18 protein-coding genes are annotated in these 16,551 nt (G+C 70.2%); 12 read left to right on the forward strand and 6 right to left on the reverse strand.

Going from position 1 to position 16,551, the window contains the following annotated elements:
- Positions 1 to 147 precede the first annotated feature (147 nt).
- Genes ACIBF8_RS28175 through ACIBF8_RS28190 form a run of 4 tightly spaced genes read left to right on the forward strand, consistent with a single transcriptional unit; the run spans position 148 to position 4,260 of the window.
- Positions 148 to 1,368, forward strand: coding sequence for an extracellular solute-binding protein (locus ACIBF8_RS28175; RefSeq protein ID WP_396786940.1), 1,221 nt, complete (start codon positions 148 to 150; stop codon positions 1,366 to 1,368).
- Positions 1,365 to 2,477, forward strand: coding sequence for an ABC transporter ATP-binding protein (locus tag ACIBF8_RS28180; RefSeq protein WP_396786941.1), 1,113 nt, complete (start codon positions 1,365 to 1,367; stop codon positions 2,475 to 2,477). The genes ACIBF8_RS28175 and ACIBF8_RS28180 overlap by 4 nt, the downstream gene beginning before the upstream one ends.
- On the forward strand, positions 2,474 to 3,373 hold the full coding sequence (locus ACIBF8_RS28185; RefSeq protein ID WP_396786942.1) for an ABC transporter permease: 900 nt from the start codon (positions 2,474 to 2,476) through the stop codon (positions 3,371 to 3,373). Before ACIBF8_RS28180 ends, ACIBF8_RS28185 begins: the two co-directional genes overlap by 4 nt.
- Positions 3,373 to 4,260 (forward strand): ABC transporter permease, encoded by an 888-nt coding sequence (locus ACIBF8_RS28190; protein WP_396786943.1) that lies wholly within the window; start codon positions 3,373 to 3,375, stop codon positions 4,258 to 4,260. Before ACIBF8_RS28185 ends, ACIBF8_RS28190 begins: the two co-directional genes overlap by 1 nt.
- A 33-nt stretch (positions 4,261 to 4,293) precedes the next feature.
- On the opposite strand, the gene ACIBF8_RS28195 is transcribed toward ACIBF8_RS28190, so the two are convergent.
- The 3 genes from ACIBF8_RS28195 to ACIBF8_RS28205 form a co-directional block, all read right to left on the reverse strand.
- A complete protein-coding gene (locus ACIBF8_RS28195; protein ID WP_396786944.1) occupies positions 4,294 to 5,868 on the reverse strand; it encodes a gluconokinase in 1,575 nt (524 codons plus the stop codon).
- Positions 5,869 to 6,040: 172 nt separating this feature from the next.
- Complete coding sequence (locus tag ACIBF8_RS28200; RefSeq protein ID WP_396786945.1) at positions 6,041 to 6,226, reverse strand: DUF397 domain-containing protein; 186 nt, start codon at positions 6,224 to 6,226, stop codon at positions 6,041 to 6,043.
- The gene (locus ACIBF8_RS28205; protein WP_396786946.1) at positions 6,223 to 7,077 is read right to left on the reverse strand and encodes a helix-turn-helix domain-containing protein; all 855 of its coding nucleotides are present in this window, start codon (positions 7,075 to 7,077) and stop codon (positions 6,223 to 6,225) included. The genes ACIBF8_RS28200 and ACIBF8_RS28205 overlap by 4 nt, the downstream gene beginning before the upstream one ends.
- 409 nt (positions 7,078 to 7,486) lie before the next feature.
- Between ACIBF8_RS28205 and ACIBF8_RS28210 the strand changes: the two genes are divergently transcribed.
- A complete protein-coding gene (locus ACIBF8_RS28210; protein WP_396786947.1) occupies positions 7,487 to 7,705 on the forward strand; it encodes a hypothetical protein in 219 nt (72 codons plus the stop codon).
- A complete protein-coding gene (locus tag ACIBF8_RS28215; RefSeq protein ID WP_396786948.1) occupies positions 7,702 to 7,968 on the forward strand; it encodes a hypothetical protein in 267 nt (88 codons plus the stop codon). The genes ACIBF8_RS28210 and ACIBF8_RS28215 overlap by 4 nt, the downstream gene beginning before the upstream one ends.
- A gap of 286 nt (positions 7,969 to 8,254) precedes the next feature.
- Here the strand turns inward: ACIBF8_RS28215 and ACIBF8_RS28220 are convergent, their stop codons facing one another.
- From ACIBF8_RS28220 to ACIBF8_RS28230, 3 genes are all read right to left on the reverse strand, one after another.
- Positions 8,255 to 8,968 (reverse strand): hypothetical protein, encoded by a 714-nt coding sequence (locus ACIBF8_RS28220; protein WP_396786949.1) that lies wholly within the window; start codon positions 8,966 to 8,968, stop codon positions 8,255 to 8,257.
- A 107-nt stretch (positions 8,969 to 9,075) separates the two neighbouring features.
- A complete protein-coding gene (locus ACIBF8_RS28225) occupies positions 9,076 to 9,738 on the reverse strand; it encodes a response regulator (protein WP_396786950.1) in 663 nt (220 codons plus the stop codon).
- A 22-nt stretch (positions 9,739 to 9,760) separates the two neighbouring features.
- A complete protein-coding gene (locus tag ACIBF8_RS28230) occupies positions 9,761 to 10,891 on the reverse strand; it encodes a sensor histidine kinase (protein ID WP_396786951.1) in 1,131 nt (376 codons plus the stop codon).
- A 144-nt stretch (positions 10,892 to 11,035) separates the two neighbouring features.
- Between ACIBF8_RS28230 and ACIBF8_RS28235 the strand changes: the two genes are divergently transcribed.
- The 6 genes from ACIBF8_RS28235 to ACIBF8_RS28260 all read left to right on the forward strand — a co-directional run.
- Complete coding sequence (locus tag ACIBF8_RS28235; protein ID WP_396786952.1) at positions 11,036 to 12,025, forward strand: carboxymuconolactone decarboxylase family protein; 990 nt, start codon at positions 11,036 to 11,038, stop codon at positions 12,023 to 12,025.
- Between the two features lie 10 nt (positions 12,026 to 12,035).
- The gene (locus ACIBF8_RS28240; protein ID WP_396786953.1) at positions 12,036 to 12,485 is read left to right on the forward strand and encodes a DUF6220 domain-containing protein; all 450 of its coding nucleotides are present in this window, start codon (positions 12,036 to 12,038) and stop codon (positions 12,483 to 12,485) included.
- Positions 12,482 to 14,221, forward strand: coding sequence for a multicopper oxidase family protein (locus ACIBF8_RS28245; RefSeq protein WP_396786954.1), 1,740 nt, complete (start codon positions 12,482 to 12,484; stop codon positions 14,219 to 14,221). Before ACIBF8_RS28240 ends, ACIBF8_RS28245 begins: the two co-directional genes overlap by 4 nt.
- Before the next feature lie 25 nt (positions 14,222 to 14,246).
- Positions 14,247 to 14,678, forward strand: a complete 432-nt coding sequence (locus ACIBF8_RS28250) for an OsmC family protein (protein WP_396786955.1) — start codon at positions 14,247 to 14,249, stop codon at positions 14,676 to 14,678.
- Between the two features lie 48 nt (positions 14,679 to 14,726).
- Positions 14,727 to 15,800, forward strand: a complete 1,074-nt coding sequence (locus ACIBF8_RS28255) for a hypothetical protein (RefSeq protein ID WP_396786956.1) — start codon at positions 14,727 to 14,729, stop codon at positions 15,798 to 15,800.
- A gap of 176 nt (positions 15,801 to 15,976) precedes the next feature.
- A partial coding sequence (locus tag ACIBF8_RS28260) for a non-reducing end alpha-L-arabinofuranosidase family hydrolase (protein WP_396786957.1) occupies positions 15,977 to 16,551 on the forward strand: 575 nt, incomplete at its 3' end.

Consider the following 16,551-nt stretch of genomic DNA (forward strand, 5'->3'; position numbering starts at 1 on the left):
TGGCGGTCGTGAATACTCGGCAATGCCCCGGCAACAATCTGGCTGCCCGATCGCATTCGCGCGAGGCAATACATGGCAACCCGTTGCCGTCGCGGCGCGCCGGCTGTCTCAATCAGCGGGGATGACACCTGGCGGAGGGAACGGCTCATGGGTATGACGCGGCGCGGCGCTCTCCTGGTCACGGCATCGTCGCTGCTGGTGGGCGCGGTGGGGTGCGGAGCGCCCGAGGCTCCCGGCGACACCACGGGTGACAACACGGGCGAGGTGCCGCAGCGGCCCGGCAAGGCCGTCACGCTCAACGTCCTCGACGTGGCTGGCAACCTCCAGCTGACCCAGGGGATGATCGACGAGTTCGTCTCGAAGAACCCCGACGTGATCTCCCGGGTGACCTACTCCAAGGCGCCGGCGCCCGAGCTGGCCGGCAAGATCAAGGCCCAGCAGGGGGCGAACCGGGTGGACATCGGTCTCGTGCTGACCGGCGTGGACGGCCTGGCCGCCGGTATCGAGCAGGGCCTCTGGATCGACGTGTTGCCGACCTTCCAGGACCGCCTCGGCGGCATGCGCGACTACCTCGAACCGGCCGCCGCGATGCAGCAGCTCGCCGGCAACGCGGGCGTCACCGTCACCTACTACCCGTCCGGCCCGCTGCTCGAATACCTGCCGAACCGCCTCGCGACACCACCCACCAGCGCGGCGGCGCTGCTCGCCTGGGCCAAGGCCAACCCCAAGAAGTTCCAGTACGCCCGGCCGGCCAACTCCGGCCCGGGCCGGACGTTCCTGATGGGTCTGCCCTACATCCTGGGTGACACGAACCCCAAGGACCCCACCGCGGGCTGGGACAAGACGTGGGCCTTCCTCAAGGAGCTGGGCCAGTACGTCGACTACTACCCGTCCGGCACCACCGAGACGATGAAGAACCTCGCCAACGGCACCGCACACCTCATCGTCAGCACGACCGGCTGGGACATCAACCCGCGCGTGCTCGGCACGGTCCCCAAGGAGGCCAGGATCACCCCGATCGACGGCTTCCACTGGGTCACCGACGCGCACTACGCTGTCCTGCCCAAGGGGGTGTCGACCGACACCCAGGCGGCGGTGCTGGCCCTGCTGGCGTTCATGCTCACGCCGGAGCAGCAGGCGAAGGCGTACGACGAGGGCTACTTCTACCCGGGCCCGGCGATCAAGGGGGTCCAGCTCTCGTCGGCGCCGCAGAAGAGCCAGGACGCGATCCGGGAGTTCGGACGCCCCGAGTACGACGCGCTCATCGCCGGTAACCCGACCGAGGTCCCGCTCGACGCGAAGAGCCTGGTGGCGGCGTTCAGCCGCTGGGACCGCGAGATCGGCGGCGGGAAGGTCAAGCAGGGATGAGCGCCTTCTCCCAGCTGCGGTTGGACGGTGTGTCCCGCCGGTTCGGCGGGCAGGCCGCGCTCACCGAGCTGGACCTGACGATCGAGGCGGGGGAGTTCATCGCCCTGCTCGGGCCGTCCGGTTGTGGCAAGTCGACGGCGTTGAACTGCCTGGCCGGGCTGTTGCCGTTGACGGCGGGGAGCATCTGGCAGGACGAGCGCCGCATCGACACGCTGCCACCGGAGCGGCGCGGCTTCGGCATGGTGTTCCAGTCCTACGCCCTCTTCCCGCACCTGACGGTCCGGGCCAACATCGCCTTCGGGCTGCGCATGCGGCGGCTGCCCAAGGAGGAGACCCGTCGGCGTACCGACGAGGCGGTGCGGCTGGTGCGACTGGAGGAGCACGTCGACAAGCTGCCCGGTCAGCTCTCGGGCGGTCAGCAGCAACGTGTCGCCATCGCCCGCGCCGTCGTGTTCGAGCCGTCCCTGGTGTTGATGGACGAGCCGTTGAGCAACCTCGACGCGAAGCTGCGGCTGGAGATGCGTACCGAGATCCGCCGGCTGCACCAGTCGCTGGGGCTGACCACCGTCTACGTGACCCACGACCAGGAGGAGGCGCTCTCCCTGGCCGACCGACTGGTGGTGTTGCGCGACGGGCGGGTGCAGCAGGTCGGCTCGCCGCGTGCGCTGCACACCCGACCGGCGAACTGGCACGTCGCCGACTTCATGGGCTACCGCAACCTGTGGCGGGGGCGGGTGGAGCAGGCGGAGGGCGGCCGGGCCACCGTCGAGTCGTCCGGTCATCGCCTGCTCGGCGAGGCGGTGGGAAACCTTCAGGCCCGGACGGACGCCGTGCTGGCGGTACGCCCCGAGGACATCCGCGTCGACGGCCCCGGCGAGATCCGCAACGCCATGTCGGCCACCGTCGAGGTGGTGGAGTATCAGGGCCGCGAGCTGGCGGCCGAGGCCCGCACCGACACTGGGCTGCTGCTGCACCTGCGCACCGAGCAGCGGATCGCCCCGGGCGACCAGGTCAAGCTCGCCATCGACCCGCAGCGGCTGCTCGTCTATCCGGCCGACACGTCGGTGCAGACCGACCGCCTGGCGGACGCCGCAGGGGCGACGCGGTGAGCGGCACCGGGTCCGGGAGGCCGCTGGCACACTGGCAGCACCGTCTCGCCGAGCGGGGGGTCGATCGTCAGCTCTGGTTGCTGGTCCCGGCCCTCGTCTTCGTCATCGCCCTGTTCCTCTACCCGTTCTTCTACGGGCTGACCCTCTCGTTCCAGCCGACCAGGGGCGGGCCGTTCAGCGACTACGCCCGGTTCTTCTCCGACTCCTACGAGCGGGGCACGATCTGGATCACGCTGCGGATCGCGTTGCCCGCCGCGTTGCTGAACGTCCTCGCCGCGGTGCCGATCGCCTACCGGATGCGCGGACGGTTCCGGGGCAAGCGGCTGGTCACCACGCTGCTGGTCGTGCCGATCACCCTCGGCACGGTCCTCACCGCACAGGGGTTGTTGAACTTCCTCGGCCCGACCGGCTGGTTCAACCGGATCCTGCTGGCCACCAACCTGGTCGACGAGCCGGTGCGGCTGACCCACAATTACTGGGGCGTGTTCTTCTCGCTGGTGATCACCGGCTTCCCGTTCGCGTTCCTGCTGGTGCTCTCGTACCTGTCCGGCATCGACCCGACCCTGGAACGGGCGGCCGCGACGCTGGGCGCGGACTGGCGTCGCCGGTTCACCCGGATCACCCTGCCGCTGCTGATGCCCGGCCTCGCCACGACCTTCTGCCTGACCTTCGTGCTCGCGTTCAGCGTGTTCCCGTCGGCGGTGCTGGTCGGCAACCCGGCCGGCGAGACCCGGGTCATCTCCCTCGCCGCCTACCAGGCGGCGTACGAGCAGTACGACTACCCGTACGCGTCGGCGATCGCCATGATCATGGGCTTCGTCGAGCTGGTCGTCATCGCGGTGGTGCTGGCCGCGCGTAGCCGTTTCTACATCGGCTCCACCGGAGGCAAGGGCTGATGGCTTCGATCACCCAGGCGCCACCGGCGCGGCCCCCCGTCGGCACCGCCGAGCGGCGGCGCATCGCCGCGCGGCCGGCCGCCTGGATCGTGTGGGGCGTCGTCATCTTCTTCTTCCTCAATCTGCTGGGCGTCGTGGCGTCCGTGGTGGTCAGCTCCTTCGGCCAACGGTGGTTCGACACCTGGCTCCCGGACGGCTACACCACCAACTGGTACGCCCGCGCCTGGGACGAATTCGCGCTGCTGCAGGTCATCGTCGTGACGCTGGAGGTCTCGGTACTCGTCGTGGGCCTCTCGCTGGTGATCGGCGTGCCGGCCGCCTACGCCCTCGCCCGGCGCTCGTTCCCCGGCAAACGGCTCATCTTCCTCGTGTTCCTGCTGCCCATCCTCATGCCCCCGATCACGTACGGCATCCCGCTGGCGACCGTCCTCTACAAGTTCGGCCTGGCCGGGCACCTGTCCGGCGTCGTGCTCGCCAACCTCGTACCCTCGGTGCCCTTCGTCATCCTGACCATGACCCCGTTCATCGAGCAGATCGACCCGCGGATCGAGAGCGCGGCGCGCATGTGCGGCGCGGGCCTGCGGACGGTGTTCCTCCGGGTCCTCACGCCGTTGCTCGTGCCGGGCATCCTCGCCTCCGCCATCCTCGTGCTCGTCCGGACCGTGGGCATGTTCGAGCTCACCTTCCTGACCGCGGGGCCCGACTCGCAGACCCTCGTGGTGGCGCTCTACTACTCGATGTCCGCGTCCGGGATCAGGGCCCAGCAGTCGGTCGACGCCATGGCGGTCATCTACACCTCGATGATGCTGGTCCTGCTCGTCGTCGCACTGCGCTACGTCAACCCGACCCAGCTGGTCGCGCAGGTCAAGGACGAGCCCGAGCACTGAGGCCGCGCCATCCCGGCGGGTCCGGTCAGCCGCTCATGACGCCCACGGGACCGCCTCGGCCCATCTGTCGACGCCTGGACCGGCGGCCACCTCGTCGAGGATCTCGCCGGCCCGGCCCACGACCGTGCGGAGCGCGGGCAGCTTCACACGCAGGCCGCGATAGGTCGTGGCAAGGGCCGGATCGACCGCGACCGGCTCCGTGTAGGGGCTCTCGGGACTGAGGAGGGTGACGGCCTCCTTGAGATCGGCGGCGAGGCCGATCGCGAAGAGCCCGAGCGCGGCCGCGCCGAGGGCGGCATCATCGTCCTCGCCCGCCACCTGCGTGGGACAGTCCAGGACCGCGGCCATCACCGCACGCCACAGCGGATGACGAAAGGCGTCGCCGGTCAACCGAACGCTGCTGATCGGCGTCAGCTCGGCCAGGCGGTCGCGGACGCTGCCGAGTTGCAGGCACACACCTTCCAGTGCCGCCCGCACCAGGTGACCTCGGGAGTGCTCGCTGCGTAACCCCAGGTACGCGCCCGGAGGGCCGGAATCCCCCTCCGGTGTCCGTTCGGCCAGCAGATAGGGCAGCATCACCAGTCCGTCGCTTCCCGGGGGGATCCGTTCGGCGCAGGCCAGGAGCCCAGGCGCGCCGAACTGGTCATCGGACGCCCGCCGAAAGTCGGGTTCGAGGGCGCTACCGGCCCACCGCACGACGTTGCCGCCGTTGTTGACCGTCTCGCCGACCACCCACGCGTCCTCGGTCAGCGCAGCGCAGGAGAAAATCTCCGCCGGGTCGACGAGCGGCGCCGCGACGACCGTCCGCAGGGCCCCGGTGGCCGCGAGCGTCAGACCGGCGACGGTGCTGTCGATCGCCGCCATGCCCAGGCTGCTCGACGGACCGTCACCCGCGCCCACGACGACAGGTGTGCCGGACGGCAGGCCCACTGCCTGCCCGGCCGCCGACGAGAGCCGCAACACGCCCGTCGTGGGCAGGACCGGGGGCAGTTGGCTGCCGGACACCCCGACCAAGTCGAGCACACCCGCGCTCCACACCCGCCGATGGACGTCGAACATGCCGGTGCCGGACGCCGACGACAACTCGGTCACCAACGTCCCGGTCAGCCGATGGACCAGGTAGTCCTTCAGACCGATCCACCACCGCGTCGCGGTGCAGAGGTACGGCTCGTGACGGGCGAACCAGATGAGCTTGCAGAGCGGGCTTCCCGGATGCACGGGCGTGCCGGTAATCCGGTGCAGCTCCCGGCTCTGGCCGGAGACCCGCAGGTCGCGGGCCACCTCCGCGGACCGCGTGTCACGCCCGGTCAGCAGCGGCGTCACCGGGCTGAGTGCCGCGTCCAGCCCGATCACGCCGTACCTGGGGGAGCTGACCGCGAGGGCGACGACCTCCGCCCCGGCGGTGTCGGCGACACACGCGGACACCGCCGCCAGGGTGGCCGCTACCAGCACGTCGGGGTCCTGCACCTGCCAGCCGGGCAGCGGTTGGAGCAGTGGGTACGCCTGCGTCCGGACGTATCGGGCGGAGCCGTCCAGCGCGAACGCGCCCGCCCGCACGGCGGTGGTGCCCACGTCGACCCCGAGGATGACACGACGCTCCGGCCCCATGAGCACATGGTCGGGCGGCGTTCGAAAGGTGGGCAAGCGGTTGCGCGCAGTTGTCGTGTCGTGTGGCACGACAACCGGCACGCTAGAGCCGATGGTTGTTGAGCCATCCGCATGACCGGCCGAACGCCGAAGACGAAGGGAGACCGAGCGCTTCATCCACCCGGCACCGATGTCAGACGTTGAACTTGCCGCCCTTGATGCCGCGGACGAAGCCGGCCCACTGACCCGCGCCGAACGACAGCACCGGTCCCTCTCGGTCCTTGGAGTCACGGACCATGACTATCGGGGCTGGCGTGGCAACCTCGACGCAGTTTCCCTCGTTGCTTCGGGTGCTCGTCTTCCAGTTGACCGTGGTCATGTTAGTTCCTCTGCGATCGATGCCATAAATTTGCGAGACTGCGCTTCGGTCAGCGCCAGCTTCTCCATGATGTCCCAGGCCTCCCCGTACGTTGCGACCTCGGCGGGCTTATCGAGGTAGAGCGCACCTGTGAGGCTGTCGGAGTAGATGATCGACGGCTCGGCTCCCCCCTCGAATTCGAGGATCGTGAACGTGCCGCTGGTCATGTTGCCCCGGTGCAGACCCCCGGCTAACGGAATTACTCGCAGCGAGACGTTCGGCTGCCGGCTGACCCTGATCAGGTGTTGTAGTTGCTCTGCGTCCACCCCTCGCCGCAAGACAGCCTCCTCAAGCAGAACGTCGAACTGCGGAGCGGGTGGGGCTGAGCGTGTCAGCAGCGCCTGACGACCGAGGCGCACGGCTAGCCGTCGCTCGATCTCCGCCCGGGTGATGTCTGGACGGGCTACCTGTAAGACGCGGGTAGCGTACGTCTCGGTCTGGAGCAGGCCGGGGACAAGCTGCGCTTCGTACGTCCGGAGTCGAGCTGCTGCGGCTTCCAGTCCCACGTACAGCTCGAACCACTCGGGGATGGCGTCGCCGTAGGAGTGCCACCAGCCTCGGCCCTTCGTCTCCTTTGCGAGGCCCATCAAGGCCTCGGTCAGTTCTGGTGACGCTTTGTAGATCCTGCACATCGCTTCTACGTCGAGCGATCTCATCGAAGTAGCGCCGGTCTCGATGCGCCAGATCTTCGGTGTCGACCACTCCAGCGCGTCGGCTGCTGCCTTGACCGTCACGCGGGCCTCCTCGCGAAGCTGCCGCAGGTACCGCCCTAGCTGTCGCCTCGGGACTGTGGAGCCGGTGTCTGTCGTCACTGCCGCTCCCCTTTCCGTGACTACATACCGGGCGCAGCTTGCACTCGGTATGTAACTCCTGTCGGTCACGCATAGCAATGAAATCTATCAAGATGAAATCTGCTCTTACGTTTCATCCAAAATGTAATATTGCATATCCACGTTGACCGGTAAACCATTGCGCTGGGTGTGGTGGTCGGGTCGCTTTGAGTAGCCGTGCTGCCGCCAACCTCTACGAGGGAGGGCAGATGAGCAGGCACGTGCCTTACGGCGAGTACCTGGCGGCGGTAGCCATGACCTTGGCGCGCAGGCATAAGCCGGTGTGGTCGTGGATCAAGTGGCGGAACGTCTGCAAGTGCGGGAACGAGCTGCCGTGTCGAGCAAGACACAAGATCCCGATCAACCGGGGCCACTGGCCGGGTGAAAGCCGATGACCACACACGGGCCAGTCCTCCCGCTGTGGCTGTGCGCGGCGTGCGACCGGCCCTGGCCATGTCCCACCCGCCGCGGGGAGCTGCTGGGGGAGTACGCCACGTCTCCGGTGGTCCTCCGGATCTACATGGGCTCGCATCTCACCGCAGCCATGCAGGACCTGTCCTGGGCTCCCGCCGACACCGTGTACCGCAGATTCCTCGGGTGGCTGGCATGAGGCCGAGAGACGTCGTGCTGATCGGGGCGGCCTGCTCGGTGCAGTTCTCGGGGGATCGGGCCCTGATGCTGCGTCTGGTGTCGATCGGCGAGACCGACCCGTACAACGACTGGATCTGGATCAACGGGTACGTGCTCGACACGAAGGGGCTGGCTACGACCAAGCGCGAGCTGTACGTCTTGAGGACCGGGTTACGCATCCAACGGCGAACCGCCCCGGCGGGTGTGCAACCGAGGCGGTCCAGTTCGCGCGTGATGGCCTAGACGAGTAATTCCTAACCCTGGCCGGGGCGGTGGGCGTAGCCGGCGGCCGGCGGCCGGCGGTGAGCGTCAGTCACCTCCATGGGGCGGATGCGGTAGTGAGCGGTATACCTCAGAGTCATACTCATACCTCTGAGGTATACCGCTCAACAGCACATCGACATCGCGGGCAGCCAAAGCGGATGGCGAGCGCCCTTCGCTGCGACCCCAGCCCATCTTGAGTTAGGACCTACTCGTCTAGGCGAGCCAGCAGATCCCTGAGCGCCGTTGAGTTAACGCCCGAGGGCGCTCAGACCAGGAACTCCTCGCGCATCCGCGCGCCCAGGTTGATCCCACCGACCGCCCGGGGGCCGGCCGGATCGTGCACGGCGACGGTGTTGTTGCGACGCATCAGCTCACGGACCGCGGGCGGCAGTCGGGGCGGGTCGTCCATCGCCACGAGGACCTGTCCGGCACTGGTGATCAGTCGGTCGGCCAGCGCGGCGGCGTCGGTGTCCACCCGCACCCGGCCGTACTCCCAGCCGGAGGTGGTGAGGTCGAGCACCTCGAATACCCGGGTCAGCAGCGGGTTCGGATCGGTCACCCGGTCGAGCCGACGAGCCCGGCTGCCAACCACCGAGACCGCGGCGGCCACCTGCGCGTACGGGTGGAAGCCACACGGCAACGCGAACAGCGGCCAGCGCAGGGCCGGGCCGGCCTCCTTCCACAGCGGCCGGTAGTTACGGCGGTGCACCAGCAGCCGCCGGCCCGTCCGTCGGTGGATCTCCTGTGCCTGGGCCTGGAGGTCCACATGGGCCTCGTCGGCGACCTGGCTCACGATCCGGGCCGCCACTACCAGGCCGTCGTCGCTGTCGAGCGAGCCGGTGAGCGCCTCGACCTGGTCGTCGAACCGGATGCGCGCGTGGGTGCCGTAGCGGGACTGGACGTCGTGCAGCAGCGCCTGCTGGCGTCCCGGATCGAGCTGGACCCGTCTACCGCCCAGCAACCGACGGAGCCAACGCATGTCGCCTCGTTTCAGCAGAGCCGTCGCGGACGGCGGCAATGCTAGTGCGTGCAACCTTCCTCGTGTTCCGAAGGGGGCTCGTCCCACACCGCCCTCGCCGCCGGCGATCAGCGGCGACGCGGTGTGATCAGCCCCGATTCGTACGCCCACACGACCAGTTGAGCTCGGTCGCGGCAGTGCAGCTTGGTCATCGCCCGGTTGACGTGTGTCTTGGCGGTCAACGGACTGATCACCATGCGTGCGGCGATCTCGTCGTTGGTCAGCCCACGGGCGACCAGCTCGACGATCTCCTGCTCCCGGGCGGTCAACACGTCGCGTCCGGCCGTCGGCGCGGCCGGCGGTGGACCGGCCACGAACTCACTGATCAGCGTGCGGGTCACGGTCGGCGCGAGCAGCGCGTCGCCGCGCGCGACGACGGCGACGGCGTGCAGCAGGTCGGCGGGGTCGGCGTCCTTGAGGAGGAAACCACTGGCGCCCGCGCGGAGGGCGGCGAAGACGTACGAGTCGAGCCCGTAGTTGGTGAGGATGAGCACGCGGATCGCGGCAAGTTCGGGATCAGCCGCGATGCGCCGGGTGGCTTCGATGCCGTCGAGGCCCGGCATCTGCACGTCCATGAGGACGACGTCCGGGCGCAGGCAACGCGACAGGTGGACGGCCGAGGTGCCGTCGGTCGCCTCGCCGACGACCTCCAGGTCGTCCTCGGCGTCGAGCAGTGCCCGGAAGCCGGCTCGCATCAGCGCCTGGTCGTCGGCGAGCAGGACGCGGATCATCCGGGCTCCTCCCGCCGTCCGTTCATCGTGGACCGTCCAGCGGGAACGTGGCCCGTACCGTGAAACCGTGGTCGTCGTGCGCGGCGGCCCGCAGTGTGCCACCCAACGCGGTGACGCGTTCCCGCATGCCGCGCAGCCCCACGCCCGGGGTCAGGGGCTCACCCGGCGACGCCTGTCCGTCGTCGGTGACCGCGACGGTCAGCCCCGCCGGGGCGTACTGCACCTGGACGTGCGCGGTCGCGGGGCCGGCGTGACGAGCCACGTTGGTGAGGGCCTCCTGGATGACCCGGTACCCGGCCTGCTCGACCTCGTCGGGCAGGTCCCGGCGTTGACCGGTGACGGTCACCTGCACCGGTATTCCGACCGCCCGGGTCCGCTCGGCCAGCTCGTCCACCCGGGCCAGCCCGAGCCGGTCGTCGTCGGTGGGTGCGCGCAGGACGTCGAGGGTCGTGCGGAGTTCCCGCATCGCGGCGCCGCTGGCCTCCTGGATGGCCAGCAGCGTGGCCGATGGTTCCTCGCCGTGCTTGCGGGCCAGGTGCACGGCGATTCCCGCCTGCACCTTGATCACCGAGATGCTGTGGGTCAGGGAGTCGTGCAGGTCGCGGGCGATGCGCAGGCGCTCCTCCCCGGCGCGCCGCAACGCCATCTCCTCCCGGGTGCGTTCGGCCTCGACCGCCCGCTGCTCGACCTGCTCCAGGTACGCCCGGCGCTGCCGCCCGACGAGCCCGGCGACGTTGGCCGCCACGAACCAGCCGAGCAGCAGAGCCGTCCGCTCGACGATCAACTGGCCGGGCCGGCCCGGCGGCGCCACCGAGATGTCGTGGGCCAGAAAGCCGCCGAGAAAGACGACGCTGGCCACGGCGGCGGCCGACCGGTGCCCCTGCCAGGCGGTGACGTAGACCGCGCCGAGCACGGGAAACGCGGCGGACACCCCGGGGTGCACCCGGATGTGCAGAGCCAGCATGGCGACGGTGACCACGCCCAGCGCCAACACCGGCCACCGCCGGCACGCCGCCACGGCCACCGCCATGGCCAGGACCAGGAGGACGTCGAGCGCCCCGACCGTCGCGGCGTCCGGGGTGAGCGCGGCGTTGCCGAGCAGCAGGGCGCCGAGGGCGAGGCCACTGAGGGCGTACGGGAGGTCGCGGCGCATGGTCGCACTGTAGAACGGCCGTCGTCGCTGGAGCATCCCGCGGACGTGGTAGCTCCGGCGTACCACCGACGTGGTATTCGCGGCGTGGCAAGTGTCTGCGGCGGAACGACGCTTTCCCCGCCCGCCACGGCAAGCATCAAGTCCATGACATACCGCTTCTTCACCCCCACACCCACCAGGGCGGTCACCGGCCGTACCGCAGCGGTGTACCAGCAGCTGCGCGATGACTTTCTCGGGCCGCTGCCCACCTTCCAGGCGCTCTCGGCGGTGCCGGAGGTGCTGGCCGCGACCTGGGCTCTGATGCGTGAGGCGCTGCTCGCCGGGGACGCCTCCCGGGTCGAGCGCGAACTCGTCGCCGCCGCGGTGTCCCGGGCCAACCGCTGTCAGTTCTGCGTCGACGCCCACGTGCTGCTGCTGCACGCGCTGCGCGAACCGAAGCTGGCCGAGGCCGTCGCCCGGGGCGACCTGCCGCCCGAGCCGAGGTACGCCGAGTTGGTCCGGTGGGCGCAGGCGAGCCGTAGCCCCCGAGGCGCCGACTGGACCAGCCCGTACCGGCCCGAGATCACCGGGACCCTGCTCGCGTTCCACTTCATCAACCGGGTGGTCTCGGCGTTGCTCGACCCCGATCTGCTCCCCGGCGGTCTGCAGCGCTCCCCGCTGGTGCGTTCGGTGGGAGGCCGGCTCTATGCCAGGGCGGCCCGGGAGCCGAAGGAACCCGGCGCAAGCCTGTCGCTCCTCGACGCCGGTACGACGGCGGCACCCGCCTGGGCGGGGGACAGCCCGGTCGGCGTCGCCTACGCGTCGTTGCGCGACGCCGCCAACCACGGTGCGGACCTGTTGGGTGACGTGGCGCGACAGACCGTCGAGGCCACCGTGCGCTGGGAGGACGGGCGGTTCCCGGCTCGACCCACGGACTGGGCCGTCGACCTGGTCCGGGACGTACCGGGCGCCGACCGCATCGGGACGCGGATCGCGTTGCTGACGGCGTTCGCACCGGGCGCGGTCAGTCCGGGCGACGTGGCCCTCTGGCGGCTCTCCCACCCGGCCGACGCCGACCTCGTGCGGTTGGTCGCGTACGGGGCGATCACGGCAACCGATCATGTCGCCCGGGCCCTGACCTCGGCGCACCTCTAGGAGGTCACTCATGCGTAAGGCACTCGTCATCATCACCGCTGTGCTGCTCGTGGCTTTCGTCGTGCAGTTCGTCTTCGCCGCCGTGGGCGCGTTCACGAAACCCGCCGGGGACGGCGCGTACGCCCTGCACAGCGTCAACGGCATGGTGGTCATCCCGATCCTGACCCTGCTCACCGCCCTGATCGCCGCGTTGGCGAAGGCGCCGGGCCGGCTCGTCGGCCTCGCGCTCGTGCCGATCGGCCTCGTCGTCGTGCAGGCGCTCATCGCCATGCTCGCCAACGCGTTCACCGACGCGTCGGGTGTGAGCACTCCGCTCAGCCTGACCATCGGTGGGCTGCACGCGCTCAACGGAATCATCGTGGTGCACGTGGTGGTCGGCGTCCATCGGGCAGCGCGAAAGCTGGCCGGCCTGGTGCCGGGCGACACCGGGGTGCCCGCCCGGGAAGTGGAGCCGGCGTGAGCACCGGGTCACTGCTCGCGGCCGACCTCGTGATCGCGGTCCTCGCGGCCGCCTCCTGGCTGGGCGGAGGCGCCGCGTCGACCGCCCGGCGCCGTCCGCTCGCGCTGGGCCTGGCGGCCTTCGCGCTGGTTGCGACCCTCGCCCGCGCGATCACGATCACCGCGCTCGCCCGCGCCGGCTGGTGGTTCGCCGCCGAGAAGGTGCTCATCGCCGCCCCGCTGTCGCTCGCGGCGGTGGGCGTCGCCGGGCCGCGGTTGCTGCGGGCCCCGGGCGACATCCGGGCCGTCGCGGTCCCGCTCCTCTTCGCCGGGTACGCCACGAGCAGCGCCCTGCTCGTGACGATCCTGCACGGCTATCCGGCGTCGGCGGGGGCGGGACTGCTCGCGGTCGCCGGGGTCGTCGCGGCGACGGCGGTCTCCTGGCGTGCCCTCGGCGCGCGCCCGTCCCGGAGCGTGTCTCGGGTGGCCGTGGTGGTGGCGGTCGCGACGCTGGTGACCGGAACCGGGCTGACCGCCGCCCCGGGCGCCGCGCCCGGCGTACCACATGACCATGGTTATCCGCAGACCCGGATCGCCGCCGAACCCACCAAGCGGTTCACCCTGACCGCCGGGAGCGCCACCGTGAGCGCGAGTGGCCGGGATGTCGCGGCGTGGGCCTTCAACGGGCAGGTACCCGGACCGGAGTTGACCGCCACCGTCGGCGACGTCCTGGAAGTGACGCTGCGCAACCGGGACATTCGGCGTGGCGTCACCCTGCACTGGCACGGGTACGACGTGCCGAACGGTCAGGACGGGGTGCCCGGGGTGACGCAGGCCGCGGTGCTGCCCGGGCAGGAGTTCGTCTACCGGTTCCGCGCCGATCAGGTGGGGACGTACTGGTACCACACGCATTCGGTCTCCGATGTCGGCGTGCGGATGGGTCTCTACGGTGTGCTGGTGGTGCGCCCGGGCCCGGTGGCCGGGCTCGACGTCACCGTGCCGGTGCACACGCTGGCGGGCCGTCCGTTGCCCGCGCCGACGGTGGAGCGGGTCGAGGCCGGCGTGCCGGTGCGGCTGCGGTTGATCAACACTGACAGCACGACGCACCGCTACGCCCTGGCCGGCACCCCGTTCCGGGTCGCCGCCATCGACGGCGTCGACCTGCGCGGCCCCACGTCGCTGGTGGACACCGCCGTGCTGATCCCGGCCGGTGGTCGCTACGACCTGGTGTTCGACGCGCCGGCCACGCCGGTGGCGCTGTTCGTCGACGGTCGGGCCGTCTACTCGACCGGCCCGGTGTCGACGGCGACCGGCGCCTGGCCGCTGCTCGACCCGCTCACCTACGGCACGGCCGCGCCGGTGCCCTGGTCGGGGTTCGACCGGACCTTCACCCTCGTCCTCGATCGCGGCCTGGATCTGCACAACCTGCTGCCGCGCTACGCCCACACCATCAACGGCGCGGCCGACCCGGACATCCCACCGCAGGTCGTACGCCTCGGCGACGTCGTGCTTTTCACGATCGTCAACCGATCACCGATCGTGCACCCGTGGCATCTGCACGGTCATCACGTCCTGGTGCTGTCCCGCGACGGAGAACCGGCGGCCGGGAGTCCGTTGTGGCTCGACTCGTTCGACGTCCGCCCCGGGGAGGTGTGGAAGGTGGCGTTCCGAGCCGACAACCCGGGAGTGTGGGCCAACCACTGCCACAACCTGGAGCACGCCGATGCGGGGATGACGCTGCATCTCATGTACTCGTGATCGCGGCTGCCGGTAGTTTGCTGGCATGAGTGAGGACACCTTCCGTTCGGTGGAGATCGAGCGCACCAGCCTGGGCAACTACGTCGTGCGGAATGTCCGGGGCGGGGCGGTGTCGGTGGGCACGGGCGAGGACGGCAGTTTCACGCCGGTGGAGCTGCTGCTGGCTGCGATCGGCGGCTGCACCGCGGTGGACGTCGACCACATCACCACCCGCCGCGCCGAGCCGACCCAGTTCGCCGTCGCCGTCACCGGTGACAAGATCCGGGACGAGGCCGGCGGTAACCGGATGCGCAACCTGCGGGTCGAGTTCACCGTGACGTTCCCGGACGGCGCGGACGGCGACCGGGCGCGCGAGGCGCTGCCCCGGTCGCTGCAGCAGTCGCACGACCGGTTGTGCACCGTCTCGCGTACCGTCGAGCTCGGTACTCCCGTCTCGATCGTCGAGGCTGCTGGCTGAGCGCGGGTACTCAGGTCCGGTGCGCTCCGTTCGTGTGAGGGTGGCGGCATGCGTCGACTCCTGGTGCAACTGCTGATCGTGCTCGCTGTCGCTACGGCGTGCGCCGAGCCGGGGCGCCCGGCCTCGACGGCCGCGGAGCCGGTGCCCACCGCACTGCTCGCCGACGGCAGCGTGCCCTGGGCCGACCTGAGGATCACCGACGAGGATCTCAACGGCCGCCCCGCCCCGCCGAGGGTGCCGGCCAGCGGAAGTGCGCCATGCCGCGCGGAGCAGCTGACCGGCCGGCTCAGCGGCTGGACCCGACCGGGCACCGGCGGTGAGACCCCCCGGGGTTGGGACGCCGCCAGCGGCACGCTCATCGGGGAAGTGGACGTGCGGAACTCGTCGAAGGTGGAGTGCACCCTGCAGGGCGAGGTGCCGACGACCCTGCTCGCCAACGGCCGCGAGGTCCCGATGCTCTACACCCACGGCATCAGCGAAGAGGGCCGGACGCGAGTGGTCGTCGTGCCGGCGGGTGGCCACGCAAGCCTGCGCCTGGACTGGTCCGGGCCGTTTTGTCAGCCGACCGTCGGCCCGTTGACGCTGGCGATCGAGCTACCGCACGACGGCGGCACGGTACGCGCACCGGTCACCGCCGATGAGCGTCCGGGCTGCCCCCGGGGGGAGGGTGCCAATCCCCGTGCACGGGGGACGCTGTCCGCGAGCGGCTTCACCGAGCCGGTAGCGGTGTCGAGGCCCCCGTCCTCGCCGCTCGACCAGCTCACTGTCGCCGTTGAGGGGCCGGCGACCGCCGTCGCCGGATCGCGGCCCACCTTCCGAGTGACGCTCGCCAACCCGACCGACGGCCCGCTTGCGCTGGACCCCTGCCCGGCCTATCTGCTGGAACGGTTCTCTCTCGGCGACGCGACCAACGACGCGGTGAACAAGTCCCAGCTGTACCGGCTGAACTGCCGACCGCTCGCGCGGATCCCCGCTGGTGGCAGCGCCGTGTTCGAGATGGTCACCGAGGTGCCGGATTCGATGCGTGCCGGCCGCGAGCTGACGGTGACATGGAAGTTCTATCTTCCGCACTACGTGCAGGGTCCCCACCAGTTCGGTGCCTTCACCCTCACGGTCGTCTGACGCGCGGCCTCGGTCCCGGTCGCCGCGCCCGGAGCTCAGCATCAGAGATAGACGACCGTTGAGGGTATGGGAGCGCTCCCGTAGCATATCTGACGCGGCCTGTTAACGCTCACAATTGGTCACCACGAGCGACCACCACCAATGCATCGGCCGCCGTCCCGCGAGGAGGGTGCTATATGACCAGATCCAGAGCCACCAATGTCGGCCTGGTTGCGGCCGGCGTCGGCTTACTGGTGTCGTCGACAGTCGTCGCGGCGCTGCCGGCCGGTGCCGCGGCCGAGGGCTGTTCGGTGAACTACGCCGTGTCGTCGCAGTGGCAGGGCGGCTTCGGCGCCAACGTGGCGATCACGAACCTGGGTGATCCGTTGAGCAGTTGGACGTTGACCTGGTCGTACGGCGCCGGGCAGACGGTGACCCAGGCCTGGAACACGTCGCTGACGCAGAGCGGCTCGGCGGTGACGGCGAGGAACGTGAGCTACAACGGTTCGGTGCCGACCAACGGCACGGTGTCGTTCGGATTCAACGGGTCGTGGACGGGCAGCAATCCCGCCCCGACCAGCTTCGCCCTGAACGATGTCACCTGCACCGGTGACACGACGCCGACGACTCCGCCGCCCACGACCCCGCCGCCGACCGACCCGCCGCCCAGTCAGACGTGCGACCTTCCCTCGACGTACCGGTGGTCGTCGACGGGAGCGTTGGCGCAGCCGAGGTCGGGTTGGGTGTCGTTGAAGGACTTCACCGTCGCGCC

It is taken from the genome of Micromonospora sp. NPDC050276 (genome assembly GCF_044459545.1).
Lineage (GTDB): Bacteria > Actinomycetota > Actinomycetes > Mycobacteriales > Micromonosporaceae > Micromonospora.

Excerpts from the sequence above, each read along its gene's own strand:
- ACIBF8_RS28200 (WP_396786945.1), bottom strand. The coding sequence starts at position 6,226 with ATGACCACGGTCAACTGGAAGACGAGCACCCGAAGCAACGAGGGAAAC.
- ACIBF8_RS28225 (WP_396786950.1), bottom strand. The coding sequence starts at position 9,738 with ATGATCCGCGTCCTGCTCGCCGACGACCAGGCGCTGATGCGAGCCGGC.
- ACIBF8_RS28230 (WP_396786951.1), bottom strand. The coding sequence starts at position 10,891 with ATGCGCCGCGACCTCCCGTACGCCCTCAGTGGCCTCGCCCTCGGCGCC.
- ACIBF8_RS28250 (WP_396786955.1), top strand. The coding sequence starts at position 14,247 with ATGAGTGAGGACACCTTCCGTTCGGTGGAGATCGAGCGCACCAGCCTG.
- ACIBF8_RS28220 (WP_396786949.1), bottom strand. The coding sequence starts at position 8,968 with ATGCGTTGGCTCCGTCGGTTGCTGGGCGGTAGACGGGTCCAGCTCGAT.
- ACIBF8_RS28175 (WP_396786940.1), top strand. The coding sequence starts at position 148 with ATGGGTATGACGCGGCGCGGCGCTCTCCTGGTCACGGCATCGTCGCTG.
- ACIBF8_RS28190 (WP_396786943.1), top strand. The coding sequence starts at position 3,373 with ATGGCTTCGATCACCCAGGCGCCACCGGCGCGGCCCCCCGTCGGCACC.
- ACIBF8_RS28180 (WP_396786941.1), top strand. The coding sequence starts at position 1,365 with ATGAGCGCCTTCTCCCAGCTGCGGTTGGACGGTGTGTCCCGCCGGTTC.
- ACIBF8_RS28255 (WP_396786956.1), top strand. The coding sequence starts at position 14,727 with ATGCGTCGACTCCTGGTGCAACTGCTGATCGTGCTCGCTGTCGCTACG.
- ACIBF8_RS28195 (WP_396786944.1), bottom strand. The coding sequence starts at position 5,868 with ATGGGGCCGGAGCGTCGTGTCATCCTCGGGGTCGACGTGGGCACCACC.
- ACIBF8_RS28235 (WP_396786952.1), top strand. The coding sequence starts at position 11,036 with ATGACATACCGCTTCTTCACCCCCACACCCACCAGGGCGGTCACCGGC.
- ACIBF8_RS28215 (WP_396786948.1), top strand. The coding sequence starts at position 7,702 with ATGAGGCCGAGAGACGTCGTGCTGATCGGGGCGGCCTGCTCGGTGCAG.
- ACIBF8_RS28240 (WP_396786953.1), top strand. The coding sequence starts at position 12,036 with ATGCGTAAGGCACTCGTCATCATCACCGCTGTGCTGCTCGTGGCTTTC.
- ACIBF8_RS28210 (WP_396786947.1), top strand. The coding sequence starts at position 7,487 with ATGACCACACACGGGCCAGTCCTCCCGCTGTGGCTGTGCGCGGCGTGC.